General features: G+C 47.9%; 13 protein-coding genes and 1 pseudogene. All 14 read right to left on the bottom strand.

The genetic code is table 11. The features are described from left to right. Positions 1-35: 35 nt before the first annotated feature. Positions 36-791, bottom strand: coding sequence for an AAA family ATPase (locus SWH54_04950; GenBank protein MDY6790600.1), 756 nt, complete (start codon positions 789-791; stop codon positions 36-38). 160 nt (positions 792-951) lie between these two features. Further along, positions 952-2,493 (bottom strand): CHAD domain-containing protein, encoded by a 1,542-nt coding sequence (locus SWH54_04945; GenBank protein MDY6790599.1) that lies wholly within the window; start codon positions 2,491-2,493, stop codon positions 952-954. A 114-nt stretch (positions 2,494-2,607) separates the two neighbouring features. Then, positions 2,608-3,432 (bottom strand): SDR family NAD(P)-dependent oxidoreductase, encoded by an 825-nt coding sequence (locus tag SWH54_04940; GenBank protein MDY6790598.1) that lies wholly within the window; start codon positions 3,430-3,432, stop codon positions 2,608-2,610. A 179-nt stretch (positions 3,433-3,611) separates the two neighbouring features. Next, positions 3,612-4,199, bottom strand: a pseudogene (locus tag SWH54_04935) (peptide-methionine (S)-S-oxide reductase). Between the two features lie 12 nt (positions 4,200-4,211). Beyond that, the gene (locus SWH54_04930) at positions 4,212-4,481 is read right to left on the bottom strand and encodes a hypothetical protein (protein MDY6790597.1); all 270 of its coding nucleotides are present in this window, start codon (positions 4,479-4,481) and stop codon (positions 4,212-4,214) included. Between the two features lie 33 nt (positions 4,482-4,514). Continuing rightward, on the bottom strand, positions 4,515-5,621 hold the full coding sequence (msrB, locus tag SWH54_04925) for a peptide-methionine (R)-S-oxide reductase MsrB (protein ID MDY6790596.1): 1,107 nt from the start codon (positions 5,619-5,621) through the stop codon (positions 4,515-4,517). 440 nt (positions 5,622-6,061) lie between these two features. Beyond that, on the bottom strand, positions 6,062-6,715 hold the full coding sequence (locus SWH54_04920; protein MDY6790595.1) for a nitroreductase: 654 nt from the start codon (positions 6,713-6,715) through the stop codon (positions 6,062-6,064). Between the two features lie 48 nt (positions 6,716-6,763). Continuing rightward, complete coding sequence (locus SWH54_04915; GenBank protein ID MDY6790594.1) at positions 6,764-7,120, bottom strand: hypothetical protein; 357 nt, start codon at positions 7,118-7,120, stop codon at positions 6,764-6,766. A gap of 198 nt (positions 7,121-7,318) precedes the next feature. Then, positions 7,319-11,005: an efflux RND transporter permease subunit gene (locus tag SWH54_04910; GenBank protein MDY6790593.1), complete on the bottom strand. Its 3,687-nt coding sequence runs from the start codon at positions 11,003-11,005 to the stop codon at positions 7,319-7,321. An 81-nt stretch (positions 11,006-11,086) separates the two neighbouring features. Next, the gene (locus SWH54_04905) at positions 11,087-12,277 is read right to left on the bottom strand and encodes an efflux RND transporter periplasmic adaptor subunit (GenBank protein MDY6790592.1); all 1,191 of its coding nucleotides are present in this window, start codon (positions 12,275-12,277) and stop codon (positions 11,087-11,089) included. Then, on the bottom strand, positions 12,256-13,674 hold the full coding sequence (lpdA, locus tag SWH54_04900) for a dihydrolipoyl dehydrogenase (protein ID MDY6790591.1): 1,419 nt from the start codon (positions 13,672-13,674) through the stop codon (positions 12,256-12,258). Before lpdA ends, SWH54_04905 begins: the two co-directional genes overlap by 22 nt. Before the next feature lie 2 nt (positions 13,675-13,676). Beyond that, complete coding sequence (odhB, locus tag SWH54_04895; GenBank protein MDY6790590.1) at positions 13,677-14,960, bottom strand: 2-oxoglutarate dehydrogenase complex dihydrolipoyllysine-residue succinyltransferase; 1,284 nt, start codon at positions 14,958-14,960, stop codon at positions 13,677-13,679. Between the two features lie 193 nt (positions 14,961-15,153). Next, positions 15,154-17,961 (bottom strand): 2-oxoglutarate dehydrogenase E1 component, encoded by a 2,808-nt coding sequence (locus SWH54_04890; protein ID MDY6790589.1) that lies wholly within the window; start codon positions 17,959-17,961, stop codon positions 15,154-15,156. 510 nt (positions 17,962-18,471) lie between these two features. Beyond that, positions 18,472-18,648, bottom strand: coding sequence for a hypothetical protein (locus SWH54_04885; GenBank protein MDY6790588.1), 177 nt, complete (start codon positions 18,646-18,648; stop codon positions 18,472-18,474). Between the last annotated feature and the right edge of the window lie 110 nt (positions 18,649-18,758).

Here is an 18,758-nt window from a genome sequence, read left to right as displayed (position 1 = left end):
ACAATATGACTTTTTGTTTTTTTAGATTTTCCTTATTACCGTTTCTTAGGAGAAAGTATGGTTTGAACTTTGTCCCATAGGTTTTGATATGATTTTGAAGCCGCTGACGATGGTGCGAAGGCCACAACCGGTTCTCGATAAATTCCCATTCTTTCAATCAGCGCCAAATAAGGAATATAGCTTTGTAAAACACCACCAAATTCCTTTGACACGGACGCCACGAGGTCATGGTGCATTTTCTTGTGCCGATCGACCATCGAAAAAAAGGTGTAAATCTTATCTGTCTTATAATTGTTCTTTTGGCAAAAAGACAGTAATTGTTTATAAGTTCGCACGGATAGTGTTGTTGGAATCAGTGGAACCAGGATGTAGTCTACAGCGTTGAGTATATTCTCGGCCAGGATACTGATGGTAACCGGACAGTCAAGAATGATTAAGTCATATCGATTTTTAAAAGGTTTTAGAATTTTTCTCAACCGCTGTTTTGAACGCCTCAGCTTAGCGAAAGTGGCATCTAAATTACGTAGCGAGAAATCTGCCGGCAGCAGATCCAGGTTTTCATAATCAGTGCCTTTAATACTTTTATAAAGGTGCTTTCCACCTTTAATGAACCCCTTGGCCCGGGACTTAATTTTAGGCTTTACCCGAAAATAGTAGGTGGCGGAACTTTGCGGATCCAGATCGCAGATTAGGGTTTTAGCACCCCCCTGTGCTGCCAGATAAGACAAATTTACCGCAGCCGCGGTCTTGCCAACTCCGCCTTTATTGCTGTAAAGGGCCAGCGTTGCCATAAAGTACCTCTTATGATTTTGAGACCTTTGAAAAACACTCCTGTTTGCCCAATTTCTGTGTCAAGCTCAAATTTTAATCCTCGAAATATTCCATATATTCCTGCAGTTAAAATTTTCGCCTTCCTTGAACTTGAACAAAATTGAGCAGTTTTCAAAGGTCTCATTTCGAGGCGAAAAGCTCTCGGAATAACTTTTTGTTTGCAGGAGATGCAAAGGCTGTGAAGGTTTTGGCAAATGCGTTTTTAACCGTCTGTCTTTCTCTATCCAACGTGCCGATCAGACTTCCAATTGCCACCAGTGTTTTTTTTAACTGCTGATGGGTTGCGGGCAATTTCCTCGTAATATTCAAAAGATATTCTTCCTGAATGCAAAGATCGTTAAAGTCCCCTAAGTTGTCTTGTAGTTTCTTCAATTGCTCAATCAAAACATTAATTTTTTTGCGAGGAAACAGACTGGAAAAAAACTCCATCAAGTATCTCAATTTCTTGCACTGAATTCTCAAGGCATGCAGCATCTCATCTTCGGTGTTCTCTAAGATCAGGTTGCCGGCTTTTACAACTCCTCGATATTTCATATAGATTCTTTTACGCGCCAAATAAATCACCGGCAGATTGGCATTAGCTGCTATGGTAGAATCCTCTCTCGGTTCATTTAAAAAGGCTTCCCAATGCTGTAAAATTTTTACATATTTCTCAGATCTCAAACCGTTAAGGACGTTCTGTAATGCCTTTGATCGTTCTTGCCGCAAATATTTAAACAAAGGATCAATATCATTTTGCAAGACAGGGGGAAGCATTGCTTTGTAGGCAACCTCCTTAAGCAGATAGACATCTAAATCCCTCAACTGGTTAGAAAGTTCACCCACAAAAGCAAAATCTTTCTTAAAGCGGTTGGTCGTCCCCATCGGAAACACATTTTTAATTTGCCCCAAAGCCGAGCGGGTTCGACGAATGGCAACTCGGAAATCATGCAGGAATTCCGTATCCAGGTCTTTTTTAATGTTGACTTCATTAATCCTCATTACTTGTAATAAAAAACGCAAAACCATTTTCGTAGCATCATCAGAGCGCATATCAGGGTCGAGTTGAATATTTAACTTTGCAGAATAGCTTCCCGGTTTTTTATCAACGACCTCCAAGGTTTTAAAATAGATGTCTTCCTTTTTACTGATTATCAATCCTGCTTCCTTGCATCGTTTGGTCAGGTTTTGAAAATATTTTGGGTATCCTTTGACCGGTTTCAACCACAGATGAGCAGTCAAGGCTGGCGCATCTTTTTCACCAGACGGCAGAATCTCTTCATAGGCCAATCGTGCCACTGTTTTTTCGTCCTGGTTCAAAACACGATAAGTAGTTGACCGGCAAAGCACTTCAACAAGTTTTAAAAGTGCTCGCATTTTTATAATCGACCCCAGATGTTTCTTCAATTCGCCATCGGGAAAATCCCATATAAAAACGGGTAATGATTTGATTTCAATGGTATGAATAATTTTACTTTTTGCCAGTTTGCGCAAAAACAGCTTGTTGTCAGATCGATACAAAACAAGTGCTTTATTAAATAAACGCCAGTCAAACGTATCATAAATGGCAAAACTCTCAAAAATAACCGGCTCTTTTTTGATCGTATATTGATCGACCAATTCTTCGATCAACTGCTGCTCCTTATACCCGTCCGGCAAATTAAATTTCAAATTATTGTGCATGATTTGATTCTCTGTCTTTTATCATTCTTTGCTGCAACAGTGTTCCCCATGGCACCAGACATCCAAAACCTAATCCGCCACAGAGAGAAAAATGAAACAAAAAAAAGATTTAAGTCAAATGGCAGTTAGATCAGGACTTTTTCCCGGTTCTTTATCCGGGGCACCAAAAAATTTCGAAGCCGGCCCGATAATATCAGCATCATCATAACTCCTGAATGCCCCGCTCATTTTATCGGGAGCGTGCAGTGCCAGCCAGGCGATGGACCTGGCCGGTATCTCCGGTGGTTCAAGCTTCCCTTTCGTCTTTAGATCCAGGTAATAATTTGCCGTTTTCCGGGGCATCACCCTTGGCCCCTCTTTTCTTAAATAGGCCTGCATATCCGTGTCCACCACACCCGGCCGTATTGCCACGGTTGTAATGTTCGGCTCTTCGACCGCGAGAACAGACGTAAAATGGTTCAAGGCAGCCTTTGAGGCACAATAGGCAGCTGCGGATTCAATGGGGAGGATGGCCGCTCCGCTGCTCACATTGATGATCCGTCCCCGGTTTATTCTGAGCTGGGAAAGAGAGTATTTGGTAAGGTGGAACGGGCCGATCACATTGACCCCCATGCTGTGTTTCCAGTCCGCTGGATCCGCATTTTCAATGGACGCCAAAGGGGTGACCACCGCAGCATTGTTTATCACACCGTCTATACGACCGAATGTGTCAAGGGTTTTTATCACCAAGTCACGGCAGACTACAGGATCGGATACATCCATGGGAACTGCAAGGGCCTTGCCGCCCAGCTTTTCAACCTCACCCGCGCATTTCAGCAATCCATCCTTTGAACGCGCAGCAACCACCAACCTGGCGCCGGTCCTGCCGAGCCAGCGCGCAACCGAGGCCCCCACCCCCCTTGATGCACCGGTTATAATTACTACGGCTTTATCATTCATGATTATTATCACCCGGCCATATGCATTTTGACCGCATCAGACCTTATCAGGCTTAACCATTTTTATTAACATCTGTGATCCATCCTTAACAGAAACCGAAACGAACATAAAAACATGCGGGACAAAATAACATGGCAGCGAGTAAAAAGCAAAGAGATCACAGCTTAATGAATCAACTTTCATGGTGCACAGGCGATTTTTCCCTTTCGTTTTTTCACCACCTCTACCAGTTTCCTTTCCGCTGCGGGAGACAACCCAAAACCCGGCAATTCATTCTTAAGGCCTTCAAGCGAGCCATAACCGTCAAGATACCCGTTAATCCGTGCCGCTGCCGTTGAATTCATGAAATCCTCCCCCAGCGGATACATGGTGTTGAAATCCTTCATGAGGTCTCGATTCGATCGAAGCCTGTATTTCTGGTGATAATCTTCTGCACGATAAAATTCAGTCAGGGGAAGTATTTTGGTGTAAAGCTTTTTTTTCCTTTGGGTCACACGGGCCATTGAAAGAATAGCCAGCCTTTTCTGCTCGTTGTTCTGGTAAAAAATGGCGGCCATATATTGCCTGGACCACGAAGGACGAACAGGATCATGGCTATCCCAGAAAACATCCAGCAGCTTTTGGTAATTAATAACAGTGGGGTCATAGTCGATTTGAATGGTTTCCGTGTGGTCTCCCAGACTGTGATAGCTGGGATCCTCTTTCGTTCCTCCCGCGTATCCGACACGTGTGCGGATAACCCCCGCAATACTCCCGAACCGGGAGTCAGGACCCCAGAATCACCCAAGGGCAAAAGTCGCTGTTTCTGTCTTATCCGGTGCTGACAAATCTACCGGCGGCTTTGCGAGTTGTTTCGCAGATACTTCTTTTACTACCGGCTGATTTTTTATCTCCTTTGTGGTCGTTAACGAATCACAGGCCTGAAGAAAGATAGCAAACCCTAAAAAGACAGCTGCTTTTGACATATCGGTAACCATCATTTTTATTTTCCCAAACCGTCTGCCTAATGGATCATTAAATGCACGGTACCATATCTGATGTCGATTCATGTAGACCTCCTTTAAAAAAATCTCTGGAAGGTTTTACTTTTCCCCAAAGAGTGTTAAATATTCTCCATAGCCTTCCTTGGCCAAATCCTCTACCGGGATAAATCGAAGTGCCGCAGAATTAATACAGTATCGAAGACCGGTTGGCTTCGGACCGTCATTGAACACATGCCCGAGGTGTGAATCGCCGTTTTTACTCCTTACTTCAGTCCGTGTCATAAAAAAGCTTTGGTCGACCTTCTCAACGATATTATCCGCTTCAAGGGGCTTGGTAAAACTTGGCCACCCGGTTCCCGATTTGAACTTGTCCAGTGAACTGAACAACGGTTCGCCGGAAACCACATCCACATAAATCCCCATTTTCTTGTTATCCCAGTATTCATTATTAAAGGGAGGTTCCGTACCGTTTTTCCTGGTCACCTTGTACTGTAAAGGGGTTAATTTTTTCTTCAAGGTCTCCTCATCCGGCTTGGTGTATTTTTTTTGGTCACCTGACTTTTGCTTTTTCATATCATCCCCCCAGACTTTCTTTAAAAACTGATCCCGGCCGGAGCTGTACCGGTAATACTTGTATCTCAATGGATTTTTTTTGTAATAATCCTGGTGATATTCCTCTGCCGAATAAAACGCGAAAAACTTGAGAATATCTGTTACCACCGGTTGATCGAATTTGCCCGATCCGTTGAGCATCTCCTTTGATTTTTCTGCAATTCGTCTTTGATTTTCATCGTGGTAAAAGATGGCACTTCTATATTGCCGACCACGGTCGACAAACTGCCCCCCTGAATCCGTCGGGTTGATATGCCTCCAGAAATAATTAACCAGTTCCTGGTAAGACACCTTGGATGGATCGAAGTAAACCTGAACCGCCTCGACATGTCCTGTCGTTCCGGCAGACACTTCTTTATAGGACGGATTTTCTTTTGTCCCACCCGTGTAACCGGATATGACCTTCACCACGCCTGGCAACTTCTCAAAATCCGATTCGGTGCACCAGAAGCAACCCCCGGCAAATGTGGCTATGGCAATCTGCCTATCTTGCGTGTCCATTCCGTCTTCTTTCACGGTTTCAGCAGAATCGACTTTCATGCATCCGATCAATGAAAAAATAAATATGGTAATTAATATAAATAGAGTTTTCATCATATTCACCCCCTATTTACTATAGGAATTCTCATTATACTGTTTGCCATAAATATGTTCTGTTGCTTTAAAAAGTAATATAAGCACTGATTTTAAATAGGGAAGAAAGAGAATATAAAGATTAGACAGGATTTAGTGAAGTTCAAACGGACAGGATGAACCATACGAGTATTTCATCGCCATAAAACGCGGTCCCGACGCAGCCTTGAGCTCTTCCGGATAAGCTTCCATAAGAACTTTAGCTTTGCCGCCGGCCAGGGTGTATTGCAGGGCATTCTGCAAAAGGTTGATTACGACCTGAAAAATTTTATCGAGGTCGGCATGAAGTCGGTTCCCATCCTCTACCTAATTCGTTTCCACTTTGAGTGATTTGCCATATGTTTATCATCCACCGCTATCAATACAGTATCAGTCACTGTGCTGGTTTTCTCCTGATTCAATTATTCATACCAGGTTAAAATTTCGTTCAAAGGCTCCCGGTCGGTTTTAAAATCATTCTCGGGTGCGGTTTTATCTTCATATCCCAGGCAGACAGCCAGCAGGACTTCCTTTTCCGGGGAAATATTCAACACTTCCTTAATGTCATCACCATAAGCAGTAATGAGCCCGACGGGGCAGGTTGAAAGGCCTTTGGCTTCGGCCGCCATAAAGAGGTATGAAACAGACAGCCCTACATCGAGATATCTTAATTTGGGAAAGATTTTGTCTATTAAGACAATGACCACCACCGGGGCGCCGTAAAAAGAACAACTTCCCTCTTCAACAAATTGGTTAAACGGAATGTTTAGTTTTGCAATCTGAGGTTCCATGACTTTTAATGCCCGACGACTTCGATCGGTAATTTTTTCCGGCAGAGGGGTTGAAGTTCCAGGCCCACAGGATACGTTTTTCATTGCATGAACCTTTTTCAAACGCCGGATCAGCCGGTCTTTTTCCTCGCCATATGTCACCACATATTCCCAGGGCTGCAGGTTAATGGCGGAGGGAGCAGCCCCCGCGCATCTGATCAAATCCTCAATATCAGCGCGTGAGACGGGTTTATCAAGATATTTCCTGACACTTCTTCTCTGCTTCATTATCTCAAATATATCCATACACACCTCTTTGGATTTGTTGGACGTTCATCATTTGCATTTTCGCTATCATGCCAGCTTCTTACGGGGCATGTGCTCAATCCAGGCTTCTTCCTTAAAAACCTCGGCCAGATTCTTTGATAAAGATTCCATTTGTGCCATGTCTTCGGTTTCCACCACCAGGTCATAATCATCCAGGACCTTCAGTTTGCCATATCGTGTAAAAATTTCAACTGCCTGATATACATCCGCCGTAAACCATCCATTCATCCTTTTTAACAGCTCATCTCCCTTTAAAGGACCCTCTATCACCAGATCCACTTCACGGTTCTTTGCTTCCCAGCCGATCACCGCCTGTTTTTTTATCACCGGTCGTACCGGATCATGCATGGCGGCACATTTAAACCACAACATCGCTCTTTCCATAGTGTTATACCCTCCAAAAATTATGGCTCAAAGTCTGTAAACGACTTTGTACCATAAAATATTTCAACTGGTTTATCAATTATTTCTTATTATATCAGAATGTATTCCCGCTATTATTTGCGAAAGATGCCCATAGTACGCCATAAAAACATTTCATTACTCCATTTGATTAAATACCTGAACCGTTCCCCATCATCACTACTGCATCAGGTTTTCCAGTGACTGCTTTAGCTCCAGCATTCCGTCTTTGATATCAGAACGAGCCGGGGCTTTTTTCCTGAACCATGTCCAGAGACGTCTTTGCCGGGGAACCTTGGCGGCGGTTATCAATTTTCGCAAAGCAATTCTGCGGCGTCCGGAGTAGATAAACAAAGATGGGATAACGGGAAACCATGGAGCTGTTTTAATTCTGGTAATGGACTCTTTATCAATAAAAAACCGATCCACCGGTGTTCCCACTGAAACACCTTCCGGGGTGACATCCACGTGATAACCTTCACGGCTTCTTTTGGCCATGAAGAAAACCAGGCCGACCCAGGTGGGAACCAGCAGCAGCGCCAGAACACCTCCGGCTTCCAGTGCGATACCGATATAAAAAACACCCGCCTCAATGACCAGCTTGAGCAGAGAAGGCGCCTGCAGGGTGACTCCCGCAATGCGGTGGATGAATCCCGGTGCCAGAACTGCCAGACCGCCTATAAGAATCAGTAGCTGAACAATCGCAATCAAAAAAAATCCGGTTCGCGCATGACGACGCCGGGAAAAGTAAAATACCCGTCCAACGGGTGCCTCCTTCCATCGCGGACCACGGAAGGCGGAAATGATATAATAACGTACACCCTCGAAAAGGGAGTACATGACCGGAACGACCACCAAAGTCAGTACGGTGGCAAAACAAATGCCGAAGATAATCACCACCCCCAGGCCTTCCCACAGCTTGTCGGTAATGGTCAGAGTCAGTATGCCTCCCACCGTGGAGAGGGTGGTGGAAATGATCGGTCGCAGGCGTTGCTGTCCACCGGCCACAATGGCATCAAACATGTTCAAACCGGTTTTGCGCATCCGGTTGACGCAATCCACCAGGACAATGGAATCGTTGACCACAATTCCGCTTAACCCCACCAGACCGATGAAACTCATGATGGAAAAGTTGTTGCCGGTGACGGCCAGTCCGGTCATGGCGCCTACGATCGACAACGGAAGCGCCGTGAGAATGGCAAACGGCTGGGCAATGGAGTTGAATTGGGAAACCAGCAGGGTAAAAATGAGAATGGCGGCCACAATATAGGCCAACCCCAAAGATTCAAACGACTCGGAAGTTTCCTCGAATTCGCCGGAATAATCGAAGGCATAGCCCGGAGGTAATTTTATCTGTTTCAGTTCTTTCATCAGGTCCTGGGTGATCTCCACGGCGGACCGCCCCCGGTTGTTGGCCGATATTCGGACGATCCGGCGCCGGTCGGAATGGCGGATACTGTTCAGCCCCTCTCCCTGGTGATAACTGGCGATGGTGGTTAAGGGAACCAGATCACCCGACTCGGAACGCACTTTCACCTTTTCCAGCATTCTCGGACTGGTTCTCGATTCGGGAGAAAAGCGAAGCTTGAGATCGTATTTTTTGGATACATCGAACTCGTCGCGAAATTCACGGATATCCAGTCCGGCGGTGGCGCCCCGCAGGGTAGTCGCCACAAATTCAAGGGGGATCCCCATGGCTGCCGCCCGTTTACGGTCTATTTCCACCCGCAGTTCCGGGGCTGCATCGCTGAAATCGTCCTTGATATCCACGACTCCGCTGATGCTTGCCATGATTTCCTTTACCTGGCCCGTTATCTGACGAAGTACTTCTATTTTGGGACCGACGATTTTCAGCAGAACGGGAGCGGCGGTCGGCGGTCCCCACTGCAGAGCGCGGAAGCGGATGTCCGCCCCGGGAATCTCGTGGAGAAAGGGTCGGATGCGTTCCTGTATTTCACGGTGGGAAGCCCGGGCAAACTCCTTCCCATCCTTCAGCTCCACGGTAATCTCGGCGAAATTGCTCTTGGTCCCAGTACTACCGATCGAGAATTCGTAGGCACTCTGTCCCTGCTGACCGACCGTGGAAACGACTTGTGCCACTTCCGGTACATGTTGATCTACAATGGCTTCGACTTTTCTGGCTATCGCATCGGTGATCTCCACCTCGGTTCCTCGCGGCGTCTCCACAGTGATATAGATATAGTCAAAATCGTAGTCGGGAAACATTTCTATTTTTACCACTTTCAACGCCAGCAGGCTCAAGGCTCCACCCAGGCAGATAAAAATCATGATGATCACCCAAAACCGGTGGTTCAATGCCCAAGAGACTGCACGCACATAAAACTTCTTCAACTGCTTAAGATCGTCTTCCGGGCGTACGATTTTACCCTCTTTACGGGTACGCTTCATGATCATGCTCAGGATCAAAGGGTTGGCCACCAGAGCCACCACCAGAGAAGCACACAGTGCGATGGAAACGGTTTTGGGAAGAAATCCCATGTATTGACCGGTCACTCCTGTCATAAGCAGCATGGGTAAAAAGGCCGCCATGGTGGTCAAGGTAGCGGAAATAACCGGCATGGCAATTTCAGAGGTGCCTTCGATGACCGCGGTGATTCGATCTTTGCCCAGCTGGTAGTGGTGATACACGTTTTCCACCACGATAATGGCATTGTCCACGATCATCCCTATACACAAAACCAGAGCGAAACGGACCATGTCGTTGTTGGACATACCAAAGACCTTTAAAAACACAAAAGACAGCATCAGCGACAGTGGGATCGACAAAGCGGTAATGATCGAGTTTCGCAGGCCCATGGCAAAATAAAGAACGATCACAACAATGATCAGACCGAATACCGCCGAATTGTTCATCTGATCAAAACCCTGCTTGATAAACTTGGCCTTCTCCGCCGTAATTGTGGCATGGACACCGGCAGGAAATCTTTTTTCCAGATCGTCCAGCTTTTTGCGCACCTTTCGAGTCGTTTCCAGGATATTGGCTCCGGTGCGTTTCTTAATGGCAATAGACGCCGAAGCCACACCGTTTACGCGGGAATAGGTGACATCTTCAGAATGGCCGTCGATCACCGTGGCCACGTCCTTGAGAAAGACCACCCGGTCTCCCTGGCGGATCAGGGGAACCTTGTTGTAATCATCGACGTTCTTAATCTCGGTGAGCGTCCGCAACAGGAGGCGACGTCCCTCCACATTCACCTGCCCGCCGGGGATATTGATGTCCGACCGCTTCACGGCCTGATAAACATCCATGATGGTCAATCCGTACTGGCTCAGGCGTTCCGGGTCCAGATAGATCTGGATCTCACGGATCAAACCGCCGGCCACATCCGCTTCCAGCACCTCCGGCATCAGTTCGATTTCGTCTGCCACTTCCTCGGTAAGCCGTCGAAGTTTCACCAGATCGATATCACCCACCACCGAGGCGATCATAATGGGGATATCGGAAAAACTGATCTCGTTGACTTCCGGGTCTTCAGCATCTTCGGGAAGATCTTTTCGAGCGTCGGTTACCTTTTCCCGAACCTTCTGCAGGGAACGCTCCAGATCGGCTTCTGCTTGAAAATCGATAACGACCACGGAAACACCTTCGGCAGAATTCGAACGCATCTCATCCACGTCTTTCAAATCGCTTAAGGCCTCTTCCATGGGATTGGTTACCAGGCTTTCGATCTCGCTGGGAGAGGCTCCGGGATAAAGGGTAACGACAATGGCAACCGGAGCCGATATTTCCGGTTCACCTTCCTTGGGCAGGGACCGGTAAGCGAATGTGCCGGCCACGATGGGAAGGGCGATCACCAGCAGGGCAAAAATCAGCCACCGGTTAATAATATATTGAAAAAATTTCAATTTTCCTTCTCTGCGTTTGTTGTTTTTATCAGGAATTGGTCAACCGCTCTGCGGCTTGTATAAAAACCGATTCACCCACCATCAATCGTGAGCCATTACCACACGGTCACCGTCTTTGAGATACTGACCTCCGCTTGTCACCAGCTTATCACCCGGCGCGATCCCTTTCACTATCCGCACGGAAGATCCATCCACCCGGCCCAGTTTGACTTCCCGAACCGCGGCCCGGTCTCCGTCTGCCACTACAAAAACCTCTTTACGGCTCTTTCGAAACAGAACACAGTTCTGGGGAATCATGATGGCATCTTCAATTTCATCGATGGTAATGTTCACGGTGGCAGTCAGGCCGGCTTTGAATAACTGGTTCGAGTTGGCAACCAGTATCTCGACCTCAAAGGTATTTGTATTTGGATCAGCCTTGACCCCGATCCTGTCCACCTGTCCGGGAAAAGAAGCATCCGGGTAGGCTTCAACCATTACGGCTACCGTATCATCCTTATCGAGATAGACATAGTCCTGTTCGTTGACATGGATTTTCACCCGCATGCTCCGCATGTCTGCGATGGCCATAACCGGATCACCAATGTTGATGTTCTGTCCCTTCTCAACCAGCCTCCGGGTCACAAAAGCGTCAAACGGTGCCTTGATCACGGTTTTATCCAGGCGTCTTTGGTTGATGTCCACTGCAGCTTCCGCCTGAGACACCGACGCCTGGGTGGCTTTATATTCGGCTTCGATTTTCTCATAGGCTTCCGTGGTAATCACCTTTTCAGGCAGCAGTTCCCCTGCTCGCAGAAAAGAGTTTTTTGCAGCTGCATAGCGGGCCCTCACCGAAAGAAGGTTGGCCTTGGCCTCACTCAAAGCCAATTGATAATCGGTGGGATCGAGTGCCACCACCATTTTATTTGCCACCACTGTATCTCCCATATCCACGCTATAAGTCTGAACAATTCCGGACACCTGCGAAGAAATGACCACTTCGCGATTGGGGATCAGCCTCCCCACCGAGGTGACCACTATCGGCAAATTGCGGCTCTCAACCACGGTAATTTTCACCGAACGGGGTTTGGCTTTAACGATTTTTTCTTTTTCTGGAGAATTGCAACCGGTGAAGACAATCAATCCGAGCAAAATAACTGCCATAATCAATTTCTTTTTCATGGGATACACTTTCAATATATTCATTTGAATCAAACGTTCGTTTTTCCATCTTAGTTCGTTTCGTCCCTGGGAAATTTTTCCGCTGGTGTCTAAAAGGAGTAAATCGCACATTTGCGAGTGGCAGCCGCCGCTTCCATCAAAGCTTCCGAAAAAGTCGGGTGACCGTGGATGGTCCGTGCGATATCCTCTGAACTGGCCCCGAACTCCAATGCCAACACACATTCGGCAATGATGTCTGCCGCACGGGCGCCGATAATATGAACTCCCAGTATACGATCCGTCTTACTGTGTGAGATGAGCTTGATAAAACCGTCGGTTTCACCCATGCAGCGAGCCCGTCCGGCACCGGTAAAAGGGTAAGTGCCGACACAGTAAGGCACGCCGCGCTCTTTGACCTGTTCTTCTGTAAGCCCGACAGTAGCTACTTCCGGAGCTGTGTAGATGATTGCTGGAATGGCGTCATAATTGACCTCACCGGGCTGTCCCGCCATGCATTCCACCGCGGCAATCCCTTCGGCTGAAGCCGTGTGGGCCAGCATGGGCCCGGGTATCAGATCTCCAATGGCATAAATATGAGGAACATTGGTCTGGAACTTTTCATTCACCGGAACCTGACCCGTTTTCACATCGATTCTGACACCGGCTTTCTCCAGGCTCAAACCACGGGTAAGCGGCCGGCGTCCCACCGCAACCAGAAGGCGATCAAATGTAAGATTCTCTTTTTTGTCGCCGGCTTCAATAGCCACCTGGACTTTTCCCTTTACCACTTTGGCTTTGGTGACTGTAGTTTTCAGGCGAATATCGAAGCCTTGCTTTTTGAGAATCCTCTGCAGGGTACGCCCTACCTGTCCGTCCAGCAGGGTGGCGATCTTCGGCAGCATTTCAATCATCGTAACCTTAGCCCCCAGGCGCAGCCACACCGATCCCAGTTCCAGGCCGATATAGCCCCCCCCTACAATGCCCAAATGCTTGGGTACCGTATCTAATTTCAAGGCCTCGGTGGAACTGACGATATAATTCCCGTCAAACGGAATACCGGGCAGTGTCATTGGCTCGCTGCCGGTGGCAAGCAGTATCGTTTTGGCTTGCAGGGTCTGTGCCTTTCCCTTTCCGCTGGTTTGGGAAACCTTGACCCGGCCATCTCCTGCCAGACTCCCCCTGCCGTGGAATATTTCAATTTTATTTCTTTCCAGAAGCCGACGAACGTTGTGGGTGAGTTCTTCCACCACTTTATCCTTGCGGGCCATCATGATCGGAAGATCGAGGGACACCCGGCCGGTTTTAACGCCGTGAGCTGACAGCTTATTCTTTGCCAGCTGAAAATACTCGCTGGAATCGAGCAGAGCTTTGCTTGGTATACAGCCGACCCGCAGACAAACGCCGCCCAGGCGATCTTCCTTTTCCACGCAGGCCACTCTCATGCCGAGTTGAACCGCCCTTACCGCCGCCACATATCCGCCGGGCCCACTGCCGATGATAACAAGGTCAAAATTTTCTGTGCTGGCCATAGTTAAATCTCCATAATAATCCGTTCGGGGTTTTCCACAAACTCCTTGATACTTTTTAAAAAAGTGACCGCCTCGCGACCGTCTACAATCCGGTGGTCATAACTGAGGGCCACGTACATCATAGGACGGATAGCAATCTCATCATCCACCACCACCGGTCGTTTTTCAATCCGATGCATCCCCAAAATAGCGCTTTGGGGGGTGTTCAGTATCGGCGTGCTCATCAAAGAGCCGAATACGCCCCCGTTGGTGATGGTAAAGGTGCCCCCTTCAAGATCGGCCAGGTCCAGCCGATTTTCCTTGATCTTGGCCACATAATCAACAATAGCCTGCTCCATCCCGGCCATACTGAGATTTTCGCAGTGTCGAACCACCGGCACCACCAGGCCCCTACCGGTGCCGATGGCGACTCCGATGTGGTAGTAATGGTGATAGACAAACTCTTTACCGTCAACGAACGCGTTAATTTCAGGGAATTCTTTAAGGGCCTCAACACATGCCTTGATAAAAAAAGACATAAATCCAAGGGAAACACCGTGTTTTTTTAAGAATGACTCTTTATACTGCGCCCGCATGGCCATCACCCGGCTCATGTCGATATCGTTAAAGGTGGTCAGCATGGCGGTGCTCTGTTTGGCCTCCAGCAAACGAGCGGCGATACGTTGTCGGATGGGAGTCATCGGCTTACGGGAAGTCAACTCACCGGCCACTCTTGCAACCGGTAAATCCTCCGCTGCACCGGACTCTGAAATAGCAGGAAGTTGTTCCGGTTTTCCAACCAGCGCCTGTTCCAGGTAGAGCAAAACGTCACCTTTGGTCACCCGGCCGCCGGGTCCGGTGCCGGCAATACGGGTGACATCCACTCCTTTTTCGGACACCAGTCGCCGCACTGCCGGTGAAAGGATAACCTCGGCCGCAGCCTGCGGCGATTGGGCGGGCCCGGTAGTTGGTGACTGAGTTGTTTCCGTCGAAGAGGCTTTTACAGCTTCGGTCGGTTCTATTTCTGCGGAAGCCGGGAGGGTTTCGGGCGTTGCGGCCTCGTCCTGAGCCGCCCCTGTATCGATGGTGCCCACCACCGCCCCGATGGCCACCGTCTCTCCCTCGGCCACCTTGATCTTCAAAACGCCGTTTACTTCGGATTCCACCTCCAGGGTGACCTTATCCGTTTCTATCACAAAAAGCGGTTCACCCTTTTTCACCAAGTCTCCGTCATTTTTAAACCATTGACCAAGTACGGCCTCGGTGACCGATTCTCCAACACCAGGGATTTTAATTTCGACAATCATAACTTCTCCTTAGGTAATGGGGTTCGGATACACACAGATCCACACAGATAATTAATCCCTGAAATCGTTATACACCTTTTTCAAGGAAATCTTAACCGAAAGCGTTTGATACATCACCAAAGACACCAATGATTCTGCCAGTAAGTTCTTTATTCTTGAAAACCTGATAATCTGTGTTCACCGGTGTCTCATTTTATTTAGTCCGACCTTTGGGGTGTACCGCTGTGGTTCCCATGGCCTGGTCGATTAAGGCCGCTTGCTGCTGCTGGTAGATTGCCGGAAAGCCGGTGGCCGGTGTAGATGCTTGTTTGCGGCCGATATATTCCAGCGGCTTCCCGATTAATTTCTCCAGCCGGTTGCGAACAAACTGCCACCCACCCATATTGGCGGGCTCCTCCTGTACCCAGTACCACTTCCGCGTCTGTTTGTAACGGGAAAGGGTTTTTTTCATCTGTGCTTCAGGGAAAGGATAGAACTGCTCAAGCCGGATGATGCCACTGTGGCTGGTTTTCAACTCATTCCTTCTCTGCAACAATGCGTAATATACTTTTCCGCTGCACAGCAGTATGCGTTTGACCTGTTGCGGTTGCAGGTTGTCATCCAGCACTTCCTGAAAGAATGAAGATTCGGATGCCAGGTCATCCAGGGATGAAACCGCCAGCGGGTGCCGCAAAAGGCTTTTGGGAGTCATGACAATCAGCGGTTTGCGGACCCGGCTATTTACCTGACGTCGCAAAAGGTGAAAATACTGGGCTGGTGTAGTGGGGTTGCACACCAGCATGTTATTTTCGGCGCACAGTTGCAGAAATCTCTCCAACCGGGCACTGGAATGCTCCGGCCCAAGTCCTTCCAGCCCATGGGGCAGTAACAGCACCAAACCACTGAGTCGCTGCCACTTGGCCTCGCCACTGGCTATAAACAGATCGATCATTGACTGCGCGTTGTTGACAAAATCACCAAACTGGGCTTCCCAAATTGTCAATCCCGCAGGTTGCGCCACGGAATATCCGTATTCAAATCCCAGAACGCTCATCTCGGCCAGCAGGCTGTTGTATACCGAAAATACGCTCTGGGACTTGTCCAGATGATTCAGCGGTATGAAATTTTTCCCGGTCTGGGTATCCATCAAAACGCTGTGGCGCTGGCTGAAGGTTCCGCGCCTGCAATCCTGCCCACTCAGACGAACCGGAATTCCTTCGGTTACCAGAGAAGCAAACGCAAGCGCCTCTGCGTTGGCCCAATTGATTCCAGAATCATTTTTTACTGTTTCCAATCGATTATTCAGCAAACGTTCCAGTTTTACAAAAAGGTTAAAATCCGCTGGAATGCTGTTTAGCCGGCGGGCCAGATTGATTAGTTTGGCCTTCTTAACGCCGGTGGAAACCGGCTGGTGTGAGTATTTGCCATGAAATCCTTCCCAGTTCTCGTAGTAACGGTCTTGGGGAAACGGACAGGCACTTCCCTGAATTTCATCATATGCCTCTTCCAGCAGTTTTGTGATGCTGCTTTCGATTTTTTCGACCTGATTTTTATCAACCACACCATCTTCCAGAAGTCGGTCTCCATAAATGCGATTCAGCGAAGGTCGCTGCCGGATCCGTTCGTACATCAGCGGCTGGGTAAAATAGGGTTCATCGCCTTCATTGTGGCCGTATCTTCGGTAGCAGATTACATCCACCACCACATCCTTATTAAAGGTCATCCGGTAGTCGGCGGCAAGGCGGGCAACATGGACAACTGCTTCAGGGTTTTCGCCGTGCACGTGAAATATGGGCACCATCAGCATTTTGGCACAATCGGTGGAATAACGGGTGGACCGAGCGTCTTCAGGCAAGGTGGTGTAACCGATCTGATTGTTGATAATAATATGTATGGTGCCACCGGTGCGATAACCATCCAGTTGTGACATGTTCAGGGTTTCCATCACCACGCCCTGGCCTGAAAATGCGGCATCACCGTGTATCAGTAGTGGAACAACCCGGTGCCGTTCATTGTCGTCCATTATGTCCTGACGGGCCCGTGTAATCCCCTCCACCACCGGGTTAACGGCTTCCAGATGGCTCGGGTTGTTAGCCAAAAACATCTTTAGTTTCTGTCCCCGTGCCGTATCTATTTCTGCCAGATAGCCGTTATGGTACTTAACGTCTCCGTCACCCACCAGTTCCTCCGGATTGTAACAGCTTTCAAATTCGCTAAAAATCTGTTCATACTCTTTTCCCAGAATATGAGCCTGGACATTTAGCCTCCCCCGGTGGGCCATGCCGAGAATAATCTCTTGTACCCCCCTGTCAGCCAAACGCTGCACAATGGCATCCATCAATGGAATGATTGCATCACCGCCTTCCAGTGAAAAGCGGGTCACACCGATGTATTTTTTATTTAAAAACTCTTCAAAAAGGGTTGACTGACTCAGTTTTTTAAAAATTCGAATTTTTTCCACCGCATCGAATTGCGGGCAGTTGCGGACCGGCTCCATACGATCCTCCAACCAGCGACGCTCCTGAGGATCCTGCAGGTGCATGTATTCTACACCAACGGACCGGCAGTAAGTCTCTTTAAGCCGGTGAATAATCTCTTTGAGGGGCGCCTGTTCGGTCTCGGCGAATCGCCGGGTGAAAAATTTCCGTTCCAGGTCGTCTATGGTCAGGCCGAATGATTCAAGACTGAGCAGTGGATGCTCGGTGGGGCAGGCAATCAGCGGGTCCATACAGGCCAGGAGGTGCCCGAGATCCCGGTAACGATATTTAAGCGCCTCCACCCGGGACTGTTTGATCACCTGCTCCCTGTCCCAGACTGCATCCGCGGCCGGTGCCTGACCGTGGGCAATCTCAAACCCTTTAAAAAAAGCCCGCCAGTCCCGGGAAACCGAATCCGGATTGGCCTGCCATTTACGGTACTGGGCGTCGATCAAATCCGCATTATATGTCTCTATCGTATCCATCGGCAAACCTGACTTCTCTTTGTTTTCCGGTCTATCACCGCCTGCTTCACGGCGGATCACTTGAGCCCCTTAATTCTGGAACCCTTGTACTCTCTGAAACCACAGCGACTCACTTGAAGATTTCTCTTTTGAATTGCCTTAATTAACTACAACTAATCGGGAAATGATCCATGAATTATTAACTCAAGTTTCGCACCCCGGTTTGGCGGAAAGCAATGCCCTGACGTCACGTAACATATAAAATCAGAGGTGAATCGAGACAGTTGTATTTTTTTCTGTAAGGGAATATGTGGGTCATCTATTCCACCTTATCGCAGTGTCCGGGTATTTGGGATAGACCGTCCTTTTATATTGTTTATACCGTTTTTCATAAATATATTCCGTTTTAAACGATGAAAAACTCGTATATAAGAAATCGTAAAGAAAGAACTAACTGTCTTTATAATAATTAATTTCGGTATTACAACTACTTCAAAAAATAAACAATATTTCACTTAAGTTCTTTCTTAACGATTTCTAATACACTCAGACAGTTTCCTCATTTAAAACGGAACATATTTATGAGAATTACTATAGCAACGGGTAGACTTTATCCCAAATATCCGGACACGCTGCAACCGATTCAATCCATATCCCCTGGAAGAAAATAATATAACTGTCTCGATTCACACCTACAACACCTATCGGCGTCTTAAGAATTCCGGCTCCACCGTAGATAAGGGGTGCAAAACTTGAGTTATTAGTCATGACCTCCGGCCCAGCCGGAGGCTTGCATAAAGCCCTATAAGGGCATCGATACTGATAACCCCTTAAGGGGTATTATTGTGTTAAAATTACTGTTCTGCGACCAAATCCAT

The sequence above is a fragment of the Thermodesulfobacteriota bacterium genome (genome assembly GCA_034189135.1).
GTDB lineage: Bacteria > Desulfobacterota > Desulfobacteria > Desulfobacterales > JAUWMJ01 > JAUWMJ01.
This window is presented reverse-complemented; position numbering and strand designations above follow the sequence as displayed.